This is a genomic window from Micromonospora sp. WMMD987, from assembly GCF_029581435.1.
In the GTDB taxonomy this organism is placed as follows: Bacteria; Actinomycetota; Actinomycetes; order Mycobacteriales; family Micromonosporaceae; genus Micromonospora; species Micromonospora rifamycinica.
Genome location: NZ_CP120861.1, coordinates 3,817,836 through 3,840,289 on the forward strand (window position 1 = coordinate 3,817,836; position 22,454 = coordinate 3,840,289).

Sequence of the window (22,454 nt, forward strand, 5' to 3'; positions counted from 1 at the left end):
TGTCGGCGAGGGGGGAAGGGGGTCGCGGAAGTGTCGTACCCGTGGGCCATGATCTTGTGGTCACGGCGACGCCGGCCCGGTCGGTGCGCGCCATCAACGCTGGTCGAAGCCGGTGTCACGGCGGGTGGGAGGACGTGTGGTGACGGACCCTGACGGGACCGCCTGGCGGCGGCGGAGCGTGCTGGCGGTGGTGCCGCCGGCCCGGTCCCGCAAGCTGGCCAAGGTACCCTTCGTCGAGCTGGCCGACGGACGCTTGCAGGGGGTGGTGTCCAGCGGCTCCGACATCGAACGGGTCTACGTCTCGTCGGTGGCCGCCGGCACCCACGCCTACCACTGCAGCACCAACAACAACCGGCCCTGCGGCGGGCTGCGGGGCGCACCCTGCAAGCACCTGGAGGCCCTCGCCGACGAGGCTGTGCTCCAGTACGGCGTCGAGCGGGTCGCCCGCTACCTGCGGGTCGACGCCGGCGAGGGGACGCAGACCGGCGTCGAGCTGCTGGCCCGGCTGGACGCCCGGCACGAGCCGACCCCGGCCGCGGTGGTGTTCAGCCGGTTCCTGCGCCACCTGGCATACCTCGAACTCCCGACCGGCACCACGGCGCTGCCCGAGCTGCACTGGTTCCCGTCGACCGGGGCGGGTCGCTGATGCTGGGCACGCAGCTGGCGCAGCTGCGCGACGGCGTCCCCACCGGGCTGGCCAACGCCGACGACGTGGTCGCCGGATTCGACGAGGCGCTGCTGCGGGGCTTCGCCCGGGTCGCCGAGGCGGACACGGCCGCGTTGACGGCCCTGGCCGACGCGGTGGCGGGCACCCCGCTGGCCGACCGGGTGGCCGAAGCGGTGGGCAAGGTGACCGCCGGTTCGGTCGGCCAGGAGCAGCTCGCCGGGCTGGCCGGGGCACGGGTCGCGCTGCTCGGCGCGGCCCACGACGCCCTGCTCGACCGGCTCGACACCGCCCTCGGGCGGGACCGGGCGGCGTGGACGTCGCCGACCGGCGAGCCGGCCGACGCCTCCCCGGCCCGCGCCGCCGCCCGGTCCTGGCTGCACGAGACGGCCCTCGCCGGGTGGCAGGGCGTCGACCACGAGTTGCTCTCCGCCGTCGGCACGCCGGTCGAGACCGCGCTGGCCGAGCCGGGTTCCCGGCGGCTGGCGGTGCTGCTCGACGGGCTCGCCGCCGAGCTGCGGGCCGGGTTGCCGGTGGCCACCATGCCCCGGGTGCCGGTGCGACGCTGGGCGGACCTGTGGTCCCGGGGCGTGCTGCTGGCCCAGGACGGGCCGACCGGGGTCACCGCCGTCGACCCGGAGCGGGTCACCGGGCGGCTGCTGCCGCTCGGGGTGGACGTCCACGAACACGAGACGGCCGTCCAGGTGCAACTGCACGCGATCCTCGAACCGGCCGACGCCGGGACACCCCGGCTGGTCCGGGTGACGGTGGGCGCGGCCAAGGTCGCCACCATCGGCGGGCCGGCGGTGTGGCGGCTGCTGTCGGCGTACCCCGTCCTGCTCACCGGGATCGCGCAGCGGCGAGCGCTGACTGTCACCGACCTGCCGGCACACGGCGGCGACCTGCTCTGGGTCGACGGGCGGGCGCAGGCGGCCGAGCCCGCCGACCCGTTCGCCACCGCCCGGGTGCTGCTCGGCGCGGCGACGGCGACGGCGACCCCACCGCTGGACCGGCACCCGGCGGCGATCGCCGAGCCGGTCCTGCTGGAGGGCTACACCGTGCACGACGACGGGCTGACCCTCGACCTCGACGGGCATCGCCTCGCGATCGCCGTCGACCGGTTGCCCACGGCGGGTCCGCTCACCCCCGCGCTGGTCGCCGCCTCGTCGGCCTGCCTGGGCCTGCTGCGCTGGGACGACGGGCGGTGGTGGGTGCAGCCGCTGGCGGTGCGGGCCACCGTCAAACGCCGGCCGGTGGAGGCGCACAACGGCGACTGGGCCGACGGGGTCACCGACCCGAAGGTCGCGAAGGCCGAGGCCAAGGCGGGCGACGCCGTGGCCGTGCTGCGCGAGCGCGCGGGACGGTTGCTGCGCCGATGAGCGATCCGACCCCGACGACCGGTGCCCTGCCCGCAGGGGCCTCCGCACCGGCGGACGACCCGGTGACCCCGGGCGACCTCGCTGCCGCCAACCGCCGACAGGTGCTCTACTGGCGACTGCTGGGGCGGCTGTTCGACCCCGACGAGCAGGCCACGCTGGAGGCGGCGAGCGTGGCCGTGGTCGACGACCTCGGCCTGCCCGCCGCGCTGCTGGACCCGACCGTGTCGGTGGACACCGTCGTGCAGCGCTTCCCGGCGCTCGCCGACGAACTCCGTGGGCTGCTCGCCCCCGACCCGGCCGACAGCGCCGACGTCGGGGCGCACCGGCCCGGCGAGGCCGAGGTACGCCGGGCCGCGCTGGTGTCGAAGCTACTGCTCAACGTCTTCGGCACCGGTTCCGGGCCGGTCAGCGCCGGCCAGTTGGCCCGGTGGCAGGCCGACGCCGGCTGGTTCGAGCAGGCGCTCGGCTGCGATCCGGGTGAGCTGCGTCGGCAGGGCGGCAACGGGCTGGGCGGCACCCTCGCCGGTCTGGAGGGTGACCTGGTCCGCCGGATGCACCTGCGGGAGGTGCTGGCCGACCCGAAGCTGGCCGCCCAGCTCACCCCCAGCATGTCGCTGATCGAGCAGTTGCTGCGGGACAAGGCGAACCTGTCCGGGGTGGCGCTGGCCAACGCCAAGGCGTTGATCCGGCGGTACGTCGACGAGGTCGCCGAGGTGCTGCGGACCCAGGTCGAACAGACCACCGTCGGCGCGATCGACCGGTCGGTGCCGCCGAAGCGGGTGTTCCGCAACCTCGACCTCGACCGCACCATCTGGCAGAACCTCACCAACTGGAGCCCGGAGGACGAGCGCCTCTACGTCGACCGGCTCTACTACCGGCAGACCGCCCGCAAGACCACCCCGTCCCGGTTGATCGTGGTGGTGGACCAGTCCGGGTCGATGGTCGACTCGATGGTGAACTGCACCATCCTGGCCTCGATCTTCGCCGGGTTGCCCAGGGTCGACGTGCACCTCATCGCATACGACACCCGGGCGTTGGACCTGACCCCGTGGGTGCACGACCCGTTCGAGGTGCTGCTGCGGACCAAGCTCGGCGGCGGCAACGACGGGCCGGTGGCGATGGCGATGGCCCGCCCGAAGATCGTCGAGCCGCGCAACACCGTCATGGTGTGGATCTCGGACTTCTACGAGTTCGACCGTTCCCAGCCGTTGTTCGACGGCATCGAGGCGGTGCACCGCTCCGGGGTGCGGTTCATCCCGGTCGGCTCGGTCAGCAGCTCCGGGCAGCAGAGCGTCAACCCCTGGTTCCGGCAGCGCCTCAAGGACCTGGGCACCCCGGTGCTCTCCGGTCACATCCGCAAACTCGTCTTCGAGCTCAAGAGCTTCCTCACCTAGGAGAATCACCCCTGATGTCCGAGATGTTGCGTGCCCCCGCCGAGGTCAAGTACGCCGACGAGCTCGACTACCTGGAGTCGGTCGACACCGGTCCGAAGCCGTTCTCGTGGCGGCTGAGCCCGCGCATGGTGCGGCTGTTCGTCCTCGGCTCGGAACGGGCCGACGGGCTGGACCGGCAGATCCCGCAGAAGTGGTTCGGCGACCGTAGTTTCGTCGAACGCAGCATCGTGACCCTGGCGTCGGACCGGGGTCTGCTGCTCATCGGCGACCCCGGCACCGGCAAGAGCTGGCTGGCCGAGCTGCTGTCCGCCGCGATCTGCCGCAACTCGACCCTGGTGGTGCAGGGCACCGCCGGGACCACCGAGGACCACATCAAGTACTCCTGGAACGTCTCGATGGTCATCGCCAAGGGGCAGTCCCGTGAGTCGATGATCCCGTCGCCGATCATGACGGCGATGGAGCAGGGCCTGGTGGGTCGCTTCGAGGAGCTGACCCGCTCCACCAGCGACGTGCAGGACGCGCTGATCTCCATCCTGTCGGAGAAGTACGTCTCCATCCCCGAGCTGAACGACGACAACATCGTCTTCGCCCAGCCCGGTTTCTCCATCATCGCCACCGCGAACAGCCGGGACCGGGGTGTCAACGACCTGTCGTCGGCGTTGAAGCGCCGGTTCAACTTCGTCCGGATCCCGGTGGTCACCAACAAGCGCAGCGAGGCGGAGATCGTCCGGTTCCGCACCGAGGAGCTGCTGCGCCGGCACCGCATCGAGCTGGACGTGCCGCCCACCCTGCTGGACATCCTGTTGCAGAGCTTCGCCGACCTGCGGGCCGCCGCCGCGTCGGCGACCAGCGACGACGAGAAGCTGGAGTCGGCGCTGTCCACCGCCGAGCAGATCGGTGTGCTGGAGGACGCGATCCTGCACAGCCAGTTCTTCGGTGACCGGGCCCTGCGGGTGGAGACGCTGGCCTCCTCGCTGGTGGGGTCGCTGGCCCGGCGCAGCCCGGAGGACCTGGCCATCCTCAACAAGTACCTGCACGGGGTGGTGGAGCCCCGGGCCAAGAAGGACGGCGAGGGCTGGGCGGGCTTCCTCGACGGTGGCCGCCAGGCGATCGCCTCGCTGTCGTGACCACCGCCGACACCGGCACCGCCGCGCCGCCCGGTGCCGCCCCGCCCGCGACCGCCGCTGACGGCCCCGGCGGGGTGGTCGCCGGCCCGTTCGGGGCGCTGCGGGAGCAGCTCACCGACGCGGCGGCCACGTTCGCCGGTTCCGCCGACGCGCTGGCCGGCATCCTCACCGGCATCGTCGACGACGTCGACCGGGCGCTGGGCGAGCGGCTGGAGATCTTCCCGGTCTGCCACCACTCGCCGGCCTCGGCGCTGGCGATGGTGCGCCGGCTGCGGCACAAGCAGCCCAAGGTGATCTACCTGGAGCTCTGCGAGGATCTCCAGCCGCTCCTCGGCGAGCTGCGCAACTGCCGGTTGCCGGTGGCGGTGCAGGCGTTCGCCTCGGAGCTGGACGGCTTCCCCGCCGAGTGGGGTCCGCTCAGCGTGGTCGCGCCGGTCACCGAGGCGTCCGCCGAATACCAGGCGATCGCGTACGCGTTGGAGACGCCGGGGGTGGAGCTGGTGCTGGTGGACCGGTCCACCGACCACGTCTTCCAGTGGTCCCCACGCCACGACGCCGCTGCGGAGGGCGACAGCGGGCGGGCGGACGACGGCGGCCCGGTGGACGACGGCGGCCCGGCGGCGGCCACCGCGTCGACCGGCGGCTCGGGTGAGCAGACCGCGTCGACCGGCGACGCGGGTGAGCAGGCCGCGTTGCACGGTGACGCGGGTGAGCAGGCAGCGTTGCACGGTGACGCGGTCGGCGTGGAGATCGGTGACCTGCGGCCCCGGTTCGCCGAGCTGGAGGCGTTCCTGCTGCACCACGGGAAGGTGCGGCACTGGTCGGAGTGGTGGGACCAGTACGTCGAGCGGCCCCTCGCCACCGCCGACCACGACACCTACCGGCAGGTGATGGTGCTGATCGGCAGCCTGTTCCGTCGACTGCGCCCGGCCGGGTCGGACCGCACCGAGCGCGACGAGGACCGGGAGCGGTACATGTGGACCCGGATGCGGCAGCACCTCGCCGCGTCCGGGGCCGATCCGGCGGACTGCCTGTACGTGTGCGGCGCGTTCCACGCCGCCAGTCGGGTCGAGCAGTTCGGGCTGGACTCCCCCGCCCCGGACTTCGCGATCACCCCCCGCACCGGCACCCGTTGGCGGTACGGGCTGATCCCGTCGAGCCACTCGGCCATCGAGGCGCAGTTCGGGCTGGCCCCGGGGTCGGTGTCGATCGCCGCCGCCGCCTGGACCAGGGCGGTGGGCGGGTCGGGGCTGACCCCGTACCGGCTGGACGGTCAACGGGGCGGCAAGACCGGCCGGGGCCGGCGCAAGGCCGTCCCGGCGGTCGTCGCGCCGGCCGGTCCGGTCGCCGACCGGCTCACCGGGTTCCTCGCCGCGCCTCCGGCGCTGGACGGGCTGGACGAGGCGGAGCTGCGCGGCTGGTGCGTGGACATCGTCCGGTTGGCCCGCCGCAACGGCTACCTGGCCAGCACCGCCGACGCGATCGCGGTGTTCGAGACCTCGATCCTGCTGGCCGGGTTGCGCAACCGGGCTCGCCCGACCCCGTACGACTTCGCCGACGCGGCGGTGACCTGCATCGAGAAGGACGTCGTACCGGGCCGGCGGGACGTACGGCGGCTCTGCGAGATCCTGCTCGGCGGGGACCGGATCGGGCAGGTCGGCTACGACGCCCTGCCTCCGCTGGCCCGCGACGTGCTCGACCGGCTCCAGCCGCTCGGCCTGGACCTGGAGAAACGCACCATCGGGCGGGCCCTGCTCGACCTGCACGCCGATCCCGGGCTGGCCGCCTGCTCGGATCTGCTGTGGGTGCTGCGGTACCTGCTTCCCGACGACGCGGTCCGGCCGATCATGGGTGAGCGCCGGTTGGGGCACCGGTCGATCCAGGAGAGCTGGGACCTGGCGCTGGGTCGCCACCAGCGGGCGTTGATCGAGCTGGGGTACGAGGGGGTGACCGTCGAGCAGGTGTTGGAGCAGCGGCTGCGTCGGTCGGTGCGGGGTCCGGACGCAACCGCCGCCGGTGCCCTGGCCGCCGTGGAGGACGCCATCCGGTTGCTGGACAGCTCCCGGTTGGTCGACGAGCTGGGTACCCGGGCGGTGGAGCTGCTGGCCACCGAGCGCACGGTGGACGACGCCCCGGAGGTGCTGCGGCGGATCCGTCGGTTGCTGGCCCACCACCGGGCCACCGCGCCGACCCTGCCGGCCTGGTGCGAGGCGTTCGTGACGACCGGCTACGCGCACTACTGCACGCTGCTGCCGACCGCGTTCGTCGAGGAGGAGACCGGGGTCCGGCAGGTGGGGGCGATGCTGGGCTTCCTGTTCAGCATGGAGAGCCTGGCGCTCTCCCTGGGCTGTGACCGGTCCCAGCTCGAACTCGCGGTGGCCCAGTCGCATCCGGAGGCACCGGCGAAGGTCGCCCTGGTCTGGGCGGCCCGGCACCAGCTCGGTCTGCTGCCGCTGGCCGAGCTGCGGGAGCGGTGCGCGGGTCTGCTGGCCAACCCGTTGGTGGTGCCGGCCTTCCCGCGTTACCTCTCCGGTTTCGTGCACGCGCTGGAACCGGTGCCGGGGCTCGCGCCGTTCGTGGTGGAGACGATGTCCAGCGCCTTCGCCCGGCTGCCCGACCCGGTGCTGCTGCCCTGGCTGCCGACCCTGATCACCACCCTGCGGGAGCACGGCCCGGAACTGGTGCCGGTGCTGGTCCGGGAGGCCGCGCGTACCTTCCCGGGGACGTTGCCCGAGCTGGACGCCTGGGTGCCGCCCTGGCGGGGGTCGACGGCGGTGCCCGCGCCGACGGCGCACCGGGCCGCGCCGGTGGGGCAGGTGCACACCCTGCTCGCCGCGCATCCGGCGGCGGTCGACGCGGTCGCCGCGCTGCTCGGCTGCGACGGCGACTGGTCGGCGTCGCCCGCCGAGCCGGTGGGGACGGCGGTGCCGGCGCTGCTGGCCGGGCATCCGGCCACCGCGCAGGCGGTCGCCGCCCTGCTCGACGGTCCGGAACCGGGTCGCCTCCGGTGAAGCGGGAGCCGGGGGACGGCTGCCGGTAGCGCGGTCGACGCACGTCCCGATCCGGGTCGTGTGAGATGTCCCATGCCCGCCGGACGACAGGTGGAGGGCAGGCCGGAGCACCGCCGACAATCCGGCGGGATTCTTGCCGATGCTTCTGCCTGTTTCCGGCGGTCCGGGGTCACTTGACTCGTCGTCATGACGCAAACCTGGAAAGCGACCCCCCGTTCGGTGGTCGCCGGCGCGCTGCTCGGCACCATGGTGCTGGCCGGTCCGCTGACGGCGCCCTCACACGCCGCGCCCAGCCAGCCGTTCGCACCGTCGGCGACGACGCCGATGCCCGAGAACGGCCGCTCCATTCTCGACCTGATCCCGGCGCAGACCCGGGACCGGATGCTCGCCCAGGCCCCGCTGGTCGACGCCGCCAACATCGTGCGCACTGCCGTGGACGCCGGTACGCCGCGCGGTTACGCCGGCATCGGGCTGGTGGACGACCACGTCACGCTCTGGTGGAAGGGCGCCCTGCCCGGCGACGTCGCGCGGGCGGTCACGACCGCGCGGCACACCGCCCCGGTCGAGGTGGTCGGGGCCACGTACTCCCGTGCCGAGTTGAAGAAGGCGGCGGCGAAGATCGCCCCCGTGGTGGACGCCGACCCGAAGGACGCCGCCCACGCCGTCCGGCTGCGTACGGACGGATCCGGCATCGAGGTCGCGGTCGACCCGAAGATCGGCGCCAGGCAGCCGAAGCTGCCGGCGACCGGGGTCAGCACCCGGACCGTGGTCCGCGAGCGGATGGTCGAGCGGTCCCGGTACAACGACTCCGCACCGTACGACGGCGGGATCGGCATCGGCCTGACCACGTACGCCTGCACCGCCGGTTTCGGCGTCCGCAACCACACCACCAACGTGGGCTACCTGCTCACCGCGGAACACTGCGGCCCGATCGGTCAGCCGTGGCACGTCGGCTGGAACACCAACACCAACACCGGCACGCTGATCGGCTACGGGGTCGCCAGCAACGACGACCACGACACCATGCTGGTCTCGACCTCCTCGCCGGGCAGCCACATCTATGTCGGTGGGCAGAACGACGAGGTACGCGCCCAGGTGACCGGCTGGACCGAGGTCTTCCCCGGCCAGCTGCTCTGCCAGTCGGGGTACACCTCGGCCGGTGAGATCGGCGGACCGGTCTGCAACCTGCGGGTCGACTTCCACTACGACGACATCGAGGACCTGGTCGAGGCCACCCAGCTCGACGGCGACGAGTCGGCCCGCGGTGGTGACAGCGGTGGACCGGTCTACTCGGTCAACGCCAACGGCACCGTCCTGGCGGCCGGTACCACCACCCGGTCGGCCGGTCGGGGCTTCGGCTTCCAGGACTTCGCCACCGCCCGGGACGACTACGGCGACATCCGACCGGCGACGGCCCTGGCGAGCACCTGCCGGGTGTCGTACGTGGTGACCAACTCGTGGGGCACCGGCTTCAACGCCAGCGTCACCGTCTACAACGACGGCCCGGCGGTCAGCGGCTGGTCGCTCGGCTGGACCTTCCCCGGCAGTCAGCTGATCCAGGGCCACTGGAACGGCGTGTTCCAGCAGACCGGCGCGACCGTCACGGTGGGCAACGAGAGCCACAACGCCAGCATCCCGACCAACGGGGCGGTCAGCTTCGGCTTCACCGCCGACGGCGCTCCCGCCACCCCGGCTCCGTTCACCCTCAACGGCACCACCTGCAACTGACCGGTCCCGGCCGCCCGGGCAGCACCGCCGGGCGGCACCCCGCAACCTGGTCGTCCGGGCAGGCCCCCGTCGCGCTGTGCGACGGGGGCCTGCGCCCCGGGTACGGTCGGGCCGTCGGACCTCCGCTGGCCGGGCGTCGTTCACCCCGGTCCCGACCACCGTGCAACGCCTGTTCATCCCGCTCTCGCAGGCTTCGTGACCGACATGGTCACCACCGGATCGAGCGGAGGGCTCCGCAGTGCGGGACAGGGATTCCGAGGACGCCACAGGCGGTCGGCTGTCGCGTCGTCAACTGGTGAGGTACGCGGGTGTCGGTGCGACGCTCGCCGCCGCCGGCCCGTTCGTGGGGGTCGAGGCGGCGCACGCCGACCCGGACCGGCAGGAGGAGGCGCGGGCCGGCGCGGGGCGGCCCGACGGCCGGAGCTGGCGGGCCGGTGACCACCACATCCACTCCGAGTACAGCGGGGACTTCGACACCACGACGAACCCGCCGACGTTCCGCAAGGGCGCCGACGCGGTGTACCCGATCGTCACCAATGCGATCATGGCGAAGAACTTCGGGCTGACCTGGGCGATGTGCACCGACCACGGTGGACCGACCCACTCGAAGGTGAACCTGGAGCTGGCGTACCCCGATCTGCTGCGGTCGCGCCGGCTGGTGCCCGAGGTGTTGCAGTTCTGGGGGATGGAGTTCGACGCCCCGGCGATGGACCACCACACCCTGATGATCCCGCGGCACGCCGACGAGGCGAAGCAGCTCTTCGAGCTGGAGAGCCGGTTCGCCAAGCGGGATCCGTTCCCGGCGGACCCCGGGCGGGACACCGAGGCCAAGATGGTGGAGTTCCTCAAGGTGGCCCGGACCATGCCGCACAAGCCGCTGGTGATCGCCCACCACACCTCCCGCTCGGCGACCGGGCTGGGGGTCTACGGGCAGGATCTCCCGCACGAGTTCCGTAACGGCAACGACGCCGCCCCGGACGTCTACGTCGGCTTCGAGGGCGCTCCGGGGCACCAGGCGGGGCCGCTCAACGGCAGTGCCCGGGGCGGCTACGGCAACCACCCGACCTACGGCGGCTACGACCAGGCGACCGCCCGGGTCGGCGGGCTGTGGGACGCGCTGCTCGGGGAGGGACGTCGCTGGTGGATCACCGCGACCTCCGACTCGCACGTGCACTGGACCCGGGGCGGCACCGACTTCTGGCCGGGCGAGTACAGCAAGACCTACGTGCTGGCCCGCCAGGAGTACCACGACATCATGGACGGGCTGCGGCACGGCCGGATCTTCGTCACCACCGGTGACCTGATCACCCGGCTCGACGTCACCGCCGGCAGTCAGGGACGGGTGGCCGGGGCGGGCGAGACCATCACGGTCAGCCGCCGCGACCGCACCGACGTGGAGGTCGAGATCCGGTTCCGGCCGCCGGCCGGCACGAACGCCAACGGCGACCGGCCGCAGGTGCGGCGGGTGGACCTGATCGTCGGCCGGGTGACCGGGCCGAGCGCCGACCGGGACGCCGACACCAATCCGACCACCGCCGTGGTGGCCCGGTTCGGTCCGCGCGACTGGCGGCAGCAGGGCGCGCAGTACGTCATCCGGCACACCCTGCGCAACGTCGAGGCCGACAGCTACCTGCGGGTGCGCGGCACCGGCACCGACGAGGCCGAGCCGCTGGCCGACGGGTTGGAGAGCCCGTGGAGCGACCTGTGGTTCTATTCCAACCCGGTGTTCGTCCAGGTGCGGTGACCGCCTGGTCCCGGCCCGTCGTCGGTGCCGACGGCGGGCCGGGCTGCCACCGCCGGGTCGACAGCGGTGGATATGGCCCCGGGTACGGCGGCGGCCGCCCGGTGGTCCGCAGGTCCATCGTGGACGCCGGGACTCGCCACCAAACGCCCGTATTCGCGCGGGTGTGAGGCAATTGACGAATCGCGTACCGGCCCCCGGTTGTGAATCTTGACCGCCCGAAAGCGCAGGTCATACGCTCCGGGCACCCTTGATTCATTTCCCGGGAAGGGAAACGGGACATCCATGCGAACTGCCGGACTCCGCTCCACGATGCATTCCCGCAGACGGTTGGCGAGCGCCACCGCCATCGTCCTACTGGCCGGAATGGCCCCCCTGGTGGTCGGTCCGTCGGCCGCCGCCGCTCCCCCGACGACCTGTAGTACCGATCCGACCGACCGGCTGGCCACGGTGCCCAGCCCGGAGAGCTTCCTCGGGTTCCCGCTCGGCACCGGTCAGGAGCGGGTGGTCACCAACGAGGAGGTGCGGGGCTACCTCGACGCCGTGGACACCGCCTCGAAGCGGGTCGTCACCGGCGTCATGGGCACCAGCGTGCTCGGCCAGCCGCTGCCGTACGCGATCGTGTCGAACGAGCGCAACGTGCGGCCGGCGGTGCTCAAGGGCATCGCCGAGGACGTCCGCTCGCTGCGCGACCCTCGCCTGGTCGACCAGCAGCGGGCCGGCGAGATCGCCGAGGCGGCCCCGGCGATCGTCTGGGTCACCGCCAACGTGCACGGCGGCGAGAAGAGCGGCACCGACGCCGCCCTCAAGACGCTGTACGAGCTGGCCGCCGGGCTGTCCTGCGAGGTGCAGGAGCGCAACGACAACCTGATCACCATCGTCGTGCCGACGCAGAACCCGGACGGCCGCGACGCCAGCCGCCGGCAGAACGAGTACGGCTTCGACATGAACCGGGACTGGTTCGCCCGCACCCAGCAGGAGACCGACGGCAAGCTCGAACTGATGCGGAAGTACCCGCCGCAGGTCTTCATCGACGCGCACGAGATGGGCGGCCGGCAGTACTTCTTCCCGCCCAACGCCGACCCGATCCACCACGAGATCTCCGGCGAGGCGGTGGACTGGATCAACCGGATCGGCGAGGCCAACAAGGCCGGCTTCGGTTACAACGGCGCGTGCGACGCCACGGTGACCACCGAGTGCTACTTCAACTACTCCACCTACGACCTGTTCTTCATGGGCTACGGCGACACCGTGCCGGCCGCCGGCTTCGGCGCGGCCGGGATGACCTTCGAGAAGGGCAGTTCGTCGGCGGTGGCCGACCGGGTGCAGCAGCAGTTCCACACCCAGTGGTCGACGCTGGGCTGGGCCGCGGCGCACAAGCGGGAGGTGCTCACCGGCTGGTTCAAGATCTGGAAGGACGCCCTCGCCCAGGGCCGGGCCGGCACGTTGGAGCCCAACGAGGTGGTCCAGCCGACCAACACCGTGCAGTTCCCGGTGCCGGCGCAGAGCATCAGGTCGTACTTCCTGCTGCCCGACCGGCAGCTCGCCGACGCCCGTCAGCTCGTCGAGCGGCTGCGCCGGATGGACGTCGAGGTCTACCAGGTGCGCAAGGCGGTCAGGCTGCCCACCGCGAAGGTCTTCGGCGGCCGGTCGGCGACCAACCTCACCGTGCCGGTCGGGTCGTACTGGATTCCGATGAACCAGCCGCAGAAGCACTGGATCCAGGCAATCATGGGTGAGGACCCGTACACGCCGTTCCCGTACTTCTACGACGTGTCGTCGTGGAGCAACCCGCTGCTGATGGGCGTCAACGCCGTCTACACCGGCGCGGACGTGAAGCCCAACGCGGAGCTGATCGACAAGATCCAGAACACCGGGGGCGGCAAGATCCTGGCCGCGCCGCCGCTGAAGGGCTCCTACACCTACGAGTTGGACTCCGCCGCCGCGGCCGAGTTCACCTTCACCCTGCTGGGTCAGGGCGTGCAGCTCGTCCGGGACCTGGACAGCGGCGAGGTGGGGATGCCGGCCGGCGCGTTGACGCCGGAGCTGAACACCACGGCCAAGAAGCTGGGCGTCACGCTCACCCCGTACACCACGGCCGCGGTCGGCACCCCGATCAGCCGGCCGGACGTCGGCCTGTTCCAGGGCACCGGGATCTCCACGACCTCCGGCTCGCACGGCGAGGCCCGGTACGTGCTGGGCAAGCGGTGGGGCCTGGACCTCACCCCGGTCACCACCGCCGACATCAACGACAACACCCTCGCGTTCACCGGCCGCACGGTGCTGCTGGTGCCGGACGGCAGCAACGCCACCGGCGGGTTGACCGCGACCGGACAGGCCAACCTGCGCGCCTGGATCGCCCAGGGCCACACCTACCTGGGCCTGCGCAACGAGGGCACCCGGATGGCCCGCGCCGCCGGTCTCACCTCCACCACGGAGAAGCCGAAGCCGACCGGTTACACGGTGATCGGTTCGCACCTGCGGGTCGACGTGGACCCGGACAGCCCGGTCGGGCTGGGCCGGCCGGCGGAGGACTTCGAGTTCAACAACAACGACCCGATCCTCACCCCGAGCAGCACCGGCCGCAACGTGCTGCGCTACCCCAGCGGGGACACCTTCTGGGCCAACGGGTACACGGTGCAGGGGGACGCGCTCAAGGGCACCGTCGCGGTGGTGGACGAGCCGACCGGGGCCGGGCGGGCGGTGCTGTTCGCGTTCAACCCGCTGTTCCGGGCGTACAACGAGAGTGGGCTGCACCTGGTGGCCAACGCGCTGCTGTACCCGACGACCGGCACGTCGGCCCGGACGGCGTCGCCGGTGCGGGTCGACCCGGTCCGGGCCGCCGCGGCGGCGGCCCCGGTCACCGAGAACCTGGGCGGGCAGTGGCGGCCGTTCACCCTCCAGGTGGCGGCCGGTGACCTGGCCCGGACCGAGGCGATCGTCGACCGGTACACCGACACCGCGCGGGTGGCGGTGGCGGACGGTTCGGCGTACCTGGTGATCCCCAACCCCGAGGGTCTCCAGATCGACGAGCACCCGTACCTGGGTGACCTGGTGCGGACCCTGCGGGCCGCGCAGGTTCCGCTACGTTCCGTGGTGGGCTGACGCCGGACGGGGCGGGGGCGGCGTCGCACGGCGTCGCCCCCGCACCCGCTCCGGACGGCACGCACCGTCCCGGCACCTCGCGCGCAGCCGCGTCGCCCACCCCGCGCGGCGCCGCCCACCACGCGTCGGCTAGGAACGGGGGATGCCCCGCTACCTGCTGTTTCCCGGCCGACATCATCTGCTGACCCGGTTCCAGGCCGACTATCTGCACCGACTCGCCACCGGTGGCGACCACGCCACCCCCGACGGTGGACACGACGTGACGGAAGGTGACCGTTCCGCCGACGTCACCGTGGTCTGGGCGGTCACCTCGGCCAACCACGAGAACACCCGCCGCAACCCGGTCCCCTACCACCGGCGGGAGGCGGCGATCGAGCGGTTCAGCGTGCTGGCGGGCCTGCGCTCGGTGGTGGTGCCGGTCTTCGACACCGCCGAGACCGACCGGTTCGCCGAGGTGACCCTGAAGAACGTGGCGGCGACCGCCGGCCTGGAGCTGACCCCGGCGGACACCGTGGTCGCCTGCTCGACGCCGCAGGTCGCCGCGATGTACGCCCGGCTGGGGTTCCCGATCGCCGGGGTGGAGGCCGACGTCGACCCGACCCCGGCCCGGCCGTGGGACGTGCTGCTGCGGCTGGCCGCCGACGACCCGTCGTGGCGGGAGCTGGCCCACCCGGCGACCCTCGACGTCTACGCCCGTTACCGGCTCGACGACCTGGTCCGGTCGGTGGTCAACGACCCGGTGGTCGGTGACGAGGGCGGGCTGACCGCCACCCGCGACTACCGGACGTACGCCGAGGCGTTCGCCGACGCGGCGCAGCGCAAGTGGGCGGCGGTGCGTGAGCACGTGCGACCCGGCCGGATCGTCGACGTCGGCTGCGGCGCGGGCGCGGTGCTGGAGCTGGCCGACCGGGAGCCGGCGCTGCGGGAGAGCGACCTGATCGGGGTGGAGGTGGCCCGCCACCTGTACGAGGAGTGCGTGCACAAGAAGGCGCAGGGGGTGTTCGCCAACCCGAACGTCTTCTTCTACCGCCGCAACGTGCTCGGCGGGGCGGTGTTCGCGCCCCGCTCGGTGGACACCACGATGACGTTCGCGCTGACCCACGAGATCTGGTCGTACGGCGACCGGATGGTGTCGCTGCGCCGTTTCGTGCAGGCCATCTACGACCACACGGTGCCCGGCGGAGTGTGGATCAACAGTGACGTGTGCGGGCCGGACGGCCGGGACCGGACGGTACGGCTGCGGCTGTCGACCACCGACGGGGCCAACCCGGCCCGGCCCCGCGAGGATCTGGCGTCGCTGCCGGCCGACCAGGTGGCCGCGCACCTGGCCGGGCTGTCCACGCGGGCCCGGCTGGACCAGTTCGCCGTCGACTACCGGTTCCCGTTCGGGTTCCGCCCGGTCGACGACAGCACCGGCGCGGTGGTCGAGCTGCCGCTCGGCGCGGCGATGGACTTCCTCACCCGCAAGGACTACACCGACAACTGGCTGTCCGAGACGCAGGAGGAGTTCTGCGGGCTGGAGTGGGCCGACTGGAAGGCCCTGCTGGCCGACGTGGGGTTCGAGGTCGACCCGGCCAGCGGCCCGTACCGCAACGACTGGATCGTCACCCACCGGCTCGCGCCGAGCGCGGCGCTGTCGACGGTGGACGGAACGTCGCTGGACTGGCCGGTGACGCACGTGCTGCTGGTCGCCCGCCGGCCGGTCAACACCTGATCGGGCGGCGGAGAGACGGAAGGCCGGGGGCGGAAGGAATCCTCCCGCCCCCGGCACCGCCGTCAGGAGCCGGTCGTCAGGACAGGAACTTGTCCAGGGCCGCCTCGATGGTGCCGCTGTCCGGCGCGGCGTACGCCTTCATCGTCGTCTTGTTGTACGAGATGAAGCTCGGGCACCGGGTGGCCGGGGCGTTCACGGTCCCGCCGTCGCCGATCTTCTCGGCCGTCTTGGCGGCGTAGAAGGTGAGCTGGTAGCGCGAGGAGATGTAGGAGACGCTGACGTTCTTGCCGTCGCTCGCCTTGTAGTCGCACTTCTTGGGCGCACCCTCGCTGCCCGGGACCATCGACATGCAGCCGACCACCGACACGGTGGTGAAGTCGGCCGACTTGGCGTAGTACCGCTTGTCGGAGCCGACCAGCTTCGACGACCAGAACGTCGGCCGCTCGGGGTTGTTCGAGAAGACGTACGCCTTGGCGGTGGCCGGGCCGCTGTAGGTGGCCGCGTTGAGGATCGGGCTGCCGTCGCAGACCGACGACAGGTCGCTGGAGTAGCGGGCCGTCACCGCGTTGTTGTTGTTGTTCGGCTGCTCCGTCGGCGGCTCGGACGGCTGCGGGCTGACCGAGGTGTCCGTGCCGGGCCCCGGGTTGGCGGCGGTCGGGGTCGGGGTCGGGTCGGGCTCGTCGTCGTTGCCGACCAGGGCGAGCCCGATGCCGGCGCCACAGAGCGCGAGGATGAGGACCACCGCGCCGACGATCAGGCCGATGACCAGACCGCGGTTCGACTTGGGCGGCGGCACCGGAACACCGAACTGCGGGGGCTGGCCGTACTGCGGGGCCTGGCCGTACTGCGGGGCCTGGCCGGGCTGGCCGTACGCCGGGTAACCGGCGGACGGGGCCGGTGGCCCGCTCCACGGCGTGACGTTCGGATCCGGCTGTTCTCCGTACGGAGGGTGACTGTTGCTCATCTGAAGCCCTTATCGCTGTCGACGGTACCCAGGCACTGGATCATCGGTCAGGGTAGTGAGCGGCACAAACCGAGGCGCTCGTTGTCGGAGGGCAAGCAAACCCCGGGCGACCACACGGGGTGACAGTTGACTACCGAGGGTGGCGAATCCACTCTCCTCGGCGGCCGTCGGGCCACCGGACAGTGCCCTTCGGTGGCGAAATGTGGGGTACGGAAAAGGGATTAGGCCCGGAACGTGCCTTCCGTGCCGGGCACTGCGAGAAGGCTTCACAATGTGACGTAGATCATTGGTAACAATCCCGACGCTCGACACCGCCCGCCGACCAGGGTGATCCGGAACACCCTTCCACCCCGCCCCCAAATATCGATATTTGTCGAATTGAAATATGGGCATGTCGCGGTACGTCGGCCTATCGTGAGGGTCGAATCAGGCCCGCGCGTCCCTGCGGGCACCTCGTGTCCACCGCAAGAGGAGGCGGCCCATGCCTGCCGCGCCCCACCCCACCACCCTCCGACGGCTCGTCCTCGCCCTCGCCGCCTGCGCGGCCCTGCTCGTCCCGCTCACCCTGCCGGCCCCCGCCGCCCGGGCCGCACCGGTCACCGTGACCAACGGCACCCAGTTCACCGACACCAGCGGCGCCGGGGTGCACGCCCACGGCGGCGGCATGATCAAGGTGGGCGACTACTACTACTGGTTCGGCGAGAACCGCAACGACAACAACACCTTCCGGTACGTGTCGGTCTACCGCTCCACCGACCTGCGCACCTGGGAGTTCCGCAACAACGTGCTCACCCAGTCCTCCGCCGGGGAGCTGGCGACGGCCAACATCGAACGACCGAAGGTGATCTACAACGCCGGCACCGGCCAGTACGTGCTCTGGATGCACTGGGAGAACGGCGTCGACTACAACCAGGCCCGGGTCGCGGTGGCCACCTCCAGCACGGTCGACGGCAACTACCGCTATCTGGGCAGCTTCCGCCCGCTGGGCCACGACTCCCGGGACCAGACGGTGTTCCGCGACGACGACGGCACCGCCTACCTGATCTCGGCCACCCGCAACAACGCGGACCTGAACATCTACCGCCTCACCGCCGACTACACCGGGGTCGCGTCGCTGGTGCGCACGCTGTGGCCGGACAACTACCGGGAGGCCCCGGCGATGTTCAAACGCAACGGGGTCTACTTCCTGGTCACCTCGGGGGCCACCGGCTGGTCGCCCAACCAGGCCCGGTACGCCACCGCGAGCAGCATCGGCGGCACCTGGACCAACCCGACCACCTTCGCCGACGGCACCACCTACGACTCGCAGTCGGCGTACGTGCTGCCGGTGCAGGGCAGCGCCGCCACGTCGTACCTCTACCTCGGTGACCGCTGGGCCGGCGCGACGGGCGGCCCGGTCAACCAGTCCCGGTACGTCTGGCTGCCGCTGAACTTCCCCTCGGCCACCTCGCTGACCATGAACTGGTTCCCGCAGCTCACCATCGACACCGCCACCGGCGTGATCAGCGGGGTCGCCGGCAGCTACACCTACGAGACGCTGCGCCCCCGGCACAGCGGCAAGTGCCTGGACGTGCTCGACCGGTCCGGCGCCGACGGCGCGGCGGTGGCGCAGTACGCCTGCAACAACGGCACCAACCAGCAGTGGCAGGTGCGGGACGTCGGGTCCGGCTACCGGCAGATCGTGGCCCGGCACAGCGACAAGTGCCTCACCGTGGCCGGCGGGTCCACCGCCGACAGCGCGGCGGTGCAGCAGTTCGCCTGCCAGGCCGGCCGCACCGATCAGCAGTGGCAGCTCGTCGACGCCGGCTCGGGCAGCGTCCGCATCGTGGCCCGGCACAGCGGCAGGTGCCTCGACGTCACCGGCTACTCCACCGCCGACGGCGCACGGGTGATCCAGTACGCCTGCGGCACCGGCGCCAACCAGCAGTGGCAGCGGGTCGGCGTCGCCTGACGACCGTCCCGACCGCTGCCCCGGCCCGTCCGCCGTCCCGCCTCCCGTAGGGCGGGACGGCGGACGGCGGACGCCCCCCGCCCCACCAGCACCGGAACGGGATGTGACGATACCCTCACCCCGGGTGGCGCTGCGGGGGCGTCTACTGGGCAGGACAGCAGACGTCCTGGCGGGGGTACGGGGTGCGGGACAACACGCAGGAACAGCTCCATCGGCTCCGGTCGCTGCGGACGGCCGCCGGGCTGACCATCGAGGAACTCGCCGCCCGTTCCGGGGTGAGCGCCCGGACCATCGGCGGGATCGAACGGCACCGGATCCGCCGCCCGCACCAGGGCACCCTACGGGCGCTGGGCGCGGCGCTGGGTCTCGACGGCGTCGACGCCGGTCGACTCCACCTGACCGGCGGGCAGGTCGCCGGGGTGACCGGCCTACCCGGGGTGACCGCGCACTTCACCGGCCGACGCGACGACCTCGCCTGGCTGGCCCGACAACTGCGCCGTCGCCCTGCGGTGCAGCTGATCGGCCTGCCCGGGGCAGGCAAGACCGCGTTGGCGGTGCAGGCCGCCACCGACCTCGCCGAGGGCTTCCCCGACGGGGTGCGGTTCCTCGGACCGGTCGCGGACGCCACCGCCGCCACGATCGCGCGCCGGGTGCTGTCACCGTCCGACCCGGCGGCGCACGGGTCCGACGCGGCGGCCGTCGGGGCGTACCGTGACCTGCTGCGCCGCCGACGGATCCTGGTCCTGCTGGACGACGTGCGCGACGACCGCCAGATCGGGCCGCTGCTGCCGTCGGACGCTCTCGGGGTCACCCTGATCACCGGCCGGCATCCGCTGACCGGCCTCCCGGTGACCGACCGGCGGCTGGTGCCGCCACTGCCGGTGGCCGACGCGCGGACCGCCCTCACCGCCATGGTAGACGGCACCGCGCCCACCTCCGCGGTCGCCGCGCTGGCCGCCGGCTGCGGCGGCCTGCCCCTGGCGCTGCGGGTGACCGCCAACCGGCTGCTGACCCGGCCGCAGTGGAGCGCGCAGTGGCTGATCGACCGGCTGGCCCGGCCGGAACGGGTCCTGGACGCGCTGGTCGCCGGGGACCTGTCGGTACGCGACGCGTTCGAGCGGACCTACGCGGGGCTGCCGGAACGGGCCCGCCGGGCCGTCCGGCTGCTGACCCGGCCGGTCGGTCCGGCACGCGCCGATGCGGGCCTGCTCGACCTGGCCGAACGGGGCTGGGTCACCGCCGGCCGGGGGCACCGTTACGAGCCGCACCCGCTGGTGTGCGCCTTCGCCCGGGTCGCCGCCGGCACCTGATCTCACCTCACCCTTCTGCCGGATGGTCGCGGGAATACTCGGCCAGCAGCGTCGCGGCCCGACCGGCCAGGTCCGGATCGTCACACTCCTCGGCCAGCTCGATCGCCCGCCTGAGGTGCGCCGGGGCGTCCCGGGTCTGCCCGGTGCGGCGCAGCGCCTCGGCCAGTTCCACCGACGCCAGCGCCTCGGTCGCCGGCATCGCGCTGGCGCGCAACCGTGCGACCGCCTCCCGCCGGGCGGCGACACACTCCGGCCACCGGCCGAGGGCGGCGAGATCGTCGCCGATCCGCCGGCAGGTCAACGCGTCGGTGGTGGCCCGGGCGAAGGCCGCGATGGGATGGCGCGGATCGCGGAGCAGGCCCCTGGTCCGCCGGTGCACCCGCAGCGCCTCGGCGGGTCTGCCGAGCGCCAGCAGCGAGGAGCCGACCGAGGCCATCGCCTGTGGCAGACCCTCCGGGTCGGCCGCGCGGCGCAGCAGCACCCAGGCCCGTTGGCGCTGCCGCAGGGCCGCCTCGTGCTCGCCCAGCCCGGTGTGGCCGCTGGCGGCGTAGAGCAACGCCCAGCCCTGCTGGGCCGGGTCGTCGGCACGGACCGCCCGGTCCAGCGCCCGGCCCGCGGTGGCCACGCTGCTGGCGTACTCCCGCTGGCAGATCGCCTGCGCCCAGGACAGGTAGTTGAGATGGACCGCCTCGGTGCGGGGGTCGTCCAGTCGGGCGGCGGACGCGGCGGACAACCGGAACACCTCGGGCCACAGGTCGAGGTGGACCCGGCTGTCGGAGAACCAGTGCAGCGCGTCGACGGCCTCGACCACCGGACCGTGCAGGCCCTCGGCGGCGGCCGACCGTAACGCCGCGAACCAGTTGCCCCGCTCGGCGTCGAGCCAGGCCGCCGCTGCCGCGCGATCGCGGAACTCCGTCAGCGACGTCGGCCCGTCCGGTTCGAAGTGCCGCCCGGCAGCGGTGGTGCGCGCCAGCCACCAGCGCAGCGACGACGTCCGCAGCGGGCCGGTCGAGCCGGGTTCCTCGACGGTCATCCGGTCGACGGCGAAGTCCCGTACCAGGTCGTGCAGTCCGTACCGGTCCGCCGGCACCGCGGCCACCAGGCCGCTCTCCACCAGCGCCTCCAGCCGTCGCTCGGCCTGCTCGGCGGGGACGTCGGTGACCGCGGCGACCGGATCCGGGCCGAAGTCCGGACCCGGCATCAGGGACAGCCGGCGGAAGGTACGCCGCAAGTCGGCCCCGAGCCGCCGGTAGGACAGGCTGAGCGCGGTGTGGATGCCGGCGGCCCCGGCGTCGATCACCCGCAGTCGGGCCTGCTCGCCGGAGAACCGCCGGTTCAGCTCCTGTACCGACAGCCCCGGTTCCTCCGACAGCCGCTGGCCGGTGACCCGCAGCGCCAGGGGCATGTGGCCGCAGTGCCGGGCCAGTTCGGTCAGCGCGGCCGGGTCGGTGTCGGGGGCGGAGCGGGCGATGGCCCGCAGCATGGCGGTGGAGTCCGCGGCCGACAACGGCTCCACCGACAGCCACTGCGCGGTGTCGAGGCCACTGAGCCGCCGCCGGCTGGTGAACAGCACCAGACTACGGCCGGCCCCGGGCAGCAGCGGTCGGACCTGGGTCTCGTCGGCGGCGTTGTCCCACACCACCAGGGCGCGGCGCTCGCACAGCGCCGACCGGTACGCCGTGGCCCGGTCGGCCAGGCCGGCGGGAATCCGCTGTTCCGGCACGCCGAGCGCCCGCAGCAGCCGGTGCAGCGCCTCGCCGGGTGGGGTCGGGACGTCGTCCATGCCCCGCAGGTCGACGAAGAAGCGGCCGTCGGGGAACTCCGGGGCCAGGTCGGCCGAGGCGCGCAGGACGAGGCTGGTCTTCCCCACCCCGGCCGGTCCGGTGACGACGAGCGCGGTGGCCTGCTGCCGGTCACCCGACGGGCGGCGGGCGATGTCACCCAGGGTCCGTAGCTCCGTCACCCGGCCGCTGAAGTAGCGCGGCGGCCCGGGCAGTTCCCCGCCGACCGGTCGGCCGGAGGCGGCCTCGGCCAGGCGACGGCGCTCGTCGTCCGGCACGGCGAGGACATCGAACAGGACGGTCAGGGTACGCCGTCGCGGACGGCGGACCCGGTCCCGTTCGATGTCGCTGATCGCGCGGACACTGACCCCGCAACGGTCCGCGAGCCCCTCGATCGACAGCCCCGCCGCCACCCGGTGGGCACGTAGCGCCGAACCCAGCGACGGGGATTCGGGTGTGCCCGGTATCTGCTCCACTGGGCACACCCTCACAGATCACCGGCCGAGGTTCCAGGCATCGATCAGTGACCTACCGCATGGTCGGCTCACCGCCCGTTGCGCCGCCAGGTCTGGTAGCCGCCGTCGT

At 72.7% G+C, this 22,454-nt stretch carries 13 protein-coding genes; 11 read left to right on the plus strand and 2 right to left on the minus strand.

Annotated features, from left to right (window positions below):
• Positions 1-178: 178 nt before the first annotated feature.
• The 9 genes from O7612_RS16095 (at position 179) to O7612_RS16135 (ending at position 15,863) form a co-directional block, all read left to right on the plus strand.
• The gene (locus O7612_RS16095; protein WP_282273939.1) at positions 179-646 is read left to right on the plus strand and encodes a hypothetical protein; all 468 of its coding nucleotides are present in this window, start codon (positions 179-181) and stop codon (positions 644-646) included.
• The gene (locus O7612_RS16100; protein WP_282265227.1) at positions 646-2,043 is read left to right on the plus strand and encodes a hypothetical protein; all 1,398 of its coding nucleotides are present in this window, start codon (positions 646-648) and stop codon (positions 2,041-2,043) included. The genes O7612_RS16095 and O7612_RS16100 overlap by 1 nt, the downstream gene beginning before the upstream one ends.
• Complete coding sequence (locus O7612_RS16105; RefSeq protein ID WP_282265228.1) at positions 2,040-3,437, plus strand: VWA domain-containing protein; 1,398 nt, start codon at positions 2,040-2,042, stop codon at positions 3,435-3,437. Before O7612_RS16100 ends, O7612_RS16105 begins: the two co-directional genes overlap by 4 nt.
• Positions 3,438-3,451: 14 nt before the next feature.
• Positions 3,452-4,564, plus strand: coding sequence for an AAA family ATPase (locus O7612_RS16110; protein WP_282265229.1), 1,113 nt, complete (start codon positions 3,452-3,454; stop codon positions 4,562-4,564).
• 74 nt (positions 4,565-4,638) lie between these two features.
• Positions 4,639-7,575: a DUF5682 family protein gene (locus O7612_RS16115; protein WP_282273940.1), complete on the plus strand. Its 2,937-nt coding sequence runs from the start codon at positions 4,639-4,641 to the stop codon at positions 7,573-7,575.
• A 186-nt stretch (positions 7,576-7,761) separates the two neighbouring features.
• On the plus strand, positions 7,762-9,303 hold the full coding sequence (locus O7612_RS16120; RefSeq protein ID WP_282265230.1) for a cellulose binding domain-containing protein: 1,542 nt from the start codon (positions 7,762-7,764) through the stop codon (positions 9,301-9,303).
• Positions 9,304-9,598: 295 nt separating this feature from the next.
• A complete protein-coding gene (locus O7612_RS16125) occupies positions 9,599-11,047 on the plus strand; it encodes a phosphoesterase (RefSeq protein WP_282265231.1) in 1,449 nt (482 codons plus the stop codon).
• Between the two features lie 309 nt (positions 11,048-11,356).
• A complete protein-coding gene (locus tag O7612_RS16130; RefSeq protein WP_282265232.1) occupies positions 11,357-14,149 on the plus strand; it encodes a M14 family zinc carboxypeptidase in 2,793 nt (930 codons plus the stop codon).
• A gap of 142 nt (positions 14,150-14,291) precedes the next feature.
• Positions 14,292-15,863: a class I SAM-dependent methyltransferase gene (locus O7612_RS16135; protein WP_282265233.1), complete on the plus strand. Its 1,572-nt coding sequence runs from the start codon at positions 14,292-14,294 to the stop codon at positions 15,861-15,863.
• 76 nt (positions 15,864-15,939) lie between these two features.
• On the opposite strand, the gene O7612_RS16140 is transcribed toward O7612_RS16135, so the two are convergent.
• Positions 15,940-16,827, minus strand: a complete 888-nt coding sequence (locus O7612_RS16140; protein WP_282265234.1) for a hypothetical protein — start codon at positions 16,825-16,827, stop codon at positions 15,940-15,942.
• A 481-nt stretch (positions 16,828-17,308) separates the two neighbouring features.
• Between O7612_RS16140 and O7612_RS16145 the strand changes: the two genes are divergently transcribed.
• Positions 17,309-18,778 carry an RICIN domain-containing protein gene (locus O7612_RS16145; protein WP_282265235.1) on the plus strand — a complete coding sequence of 490 codons (1,470 nt, stop codon included), beginning with the start codon at positions 17,309-17,311 and terminating at the stop codon, positions 18,776-18,778.
• Positions 18,779-18,960: 182 nt separating this feature from the next.
• Entirely contained in the window at positions 18,961-20,088 is a 1,128-nt protein-coding gene (locus tag O7612_RS16150) for a helix-turn-helix transcriptional regulator (RefSeq protein WP_282265236.1), read from the plus strand.
• A 7-nt stretch (positions 20,089-20,095) separates the two neighbouring features.
• Here the strand turns inward: O7612_RS16150 and O7612_RS16155 are convergent, their stop codons facing one another.
• Positions 20,096-22,345: a helix-turn-helix domain-containing protein gene (locus tag O7612_RS16155; RefSeq protein WP_282265237.1), complete on the minus strand. Its 2,250-nt coding sequence runs from the start codon at positions 22,343-22,345 to the stop codon at positions 20,096-20,098.
• Positions 22,346-22,454 lie beyond the last annotated feature (109 nt).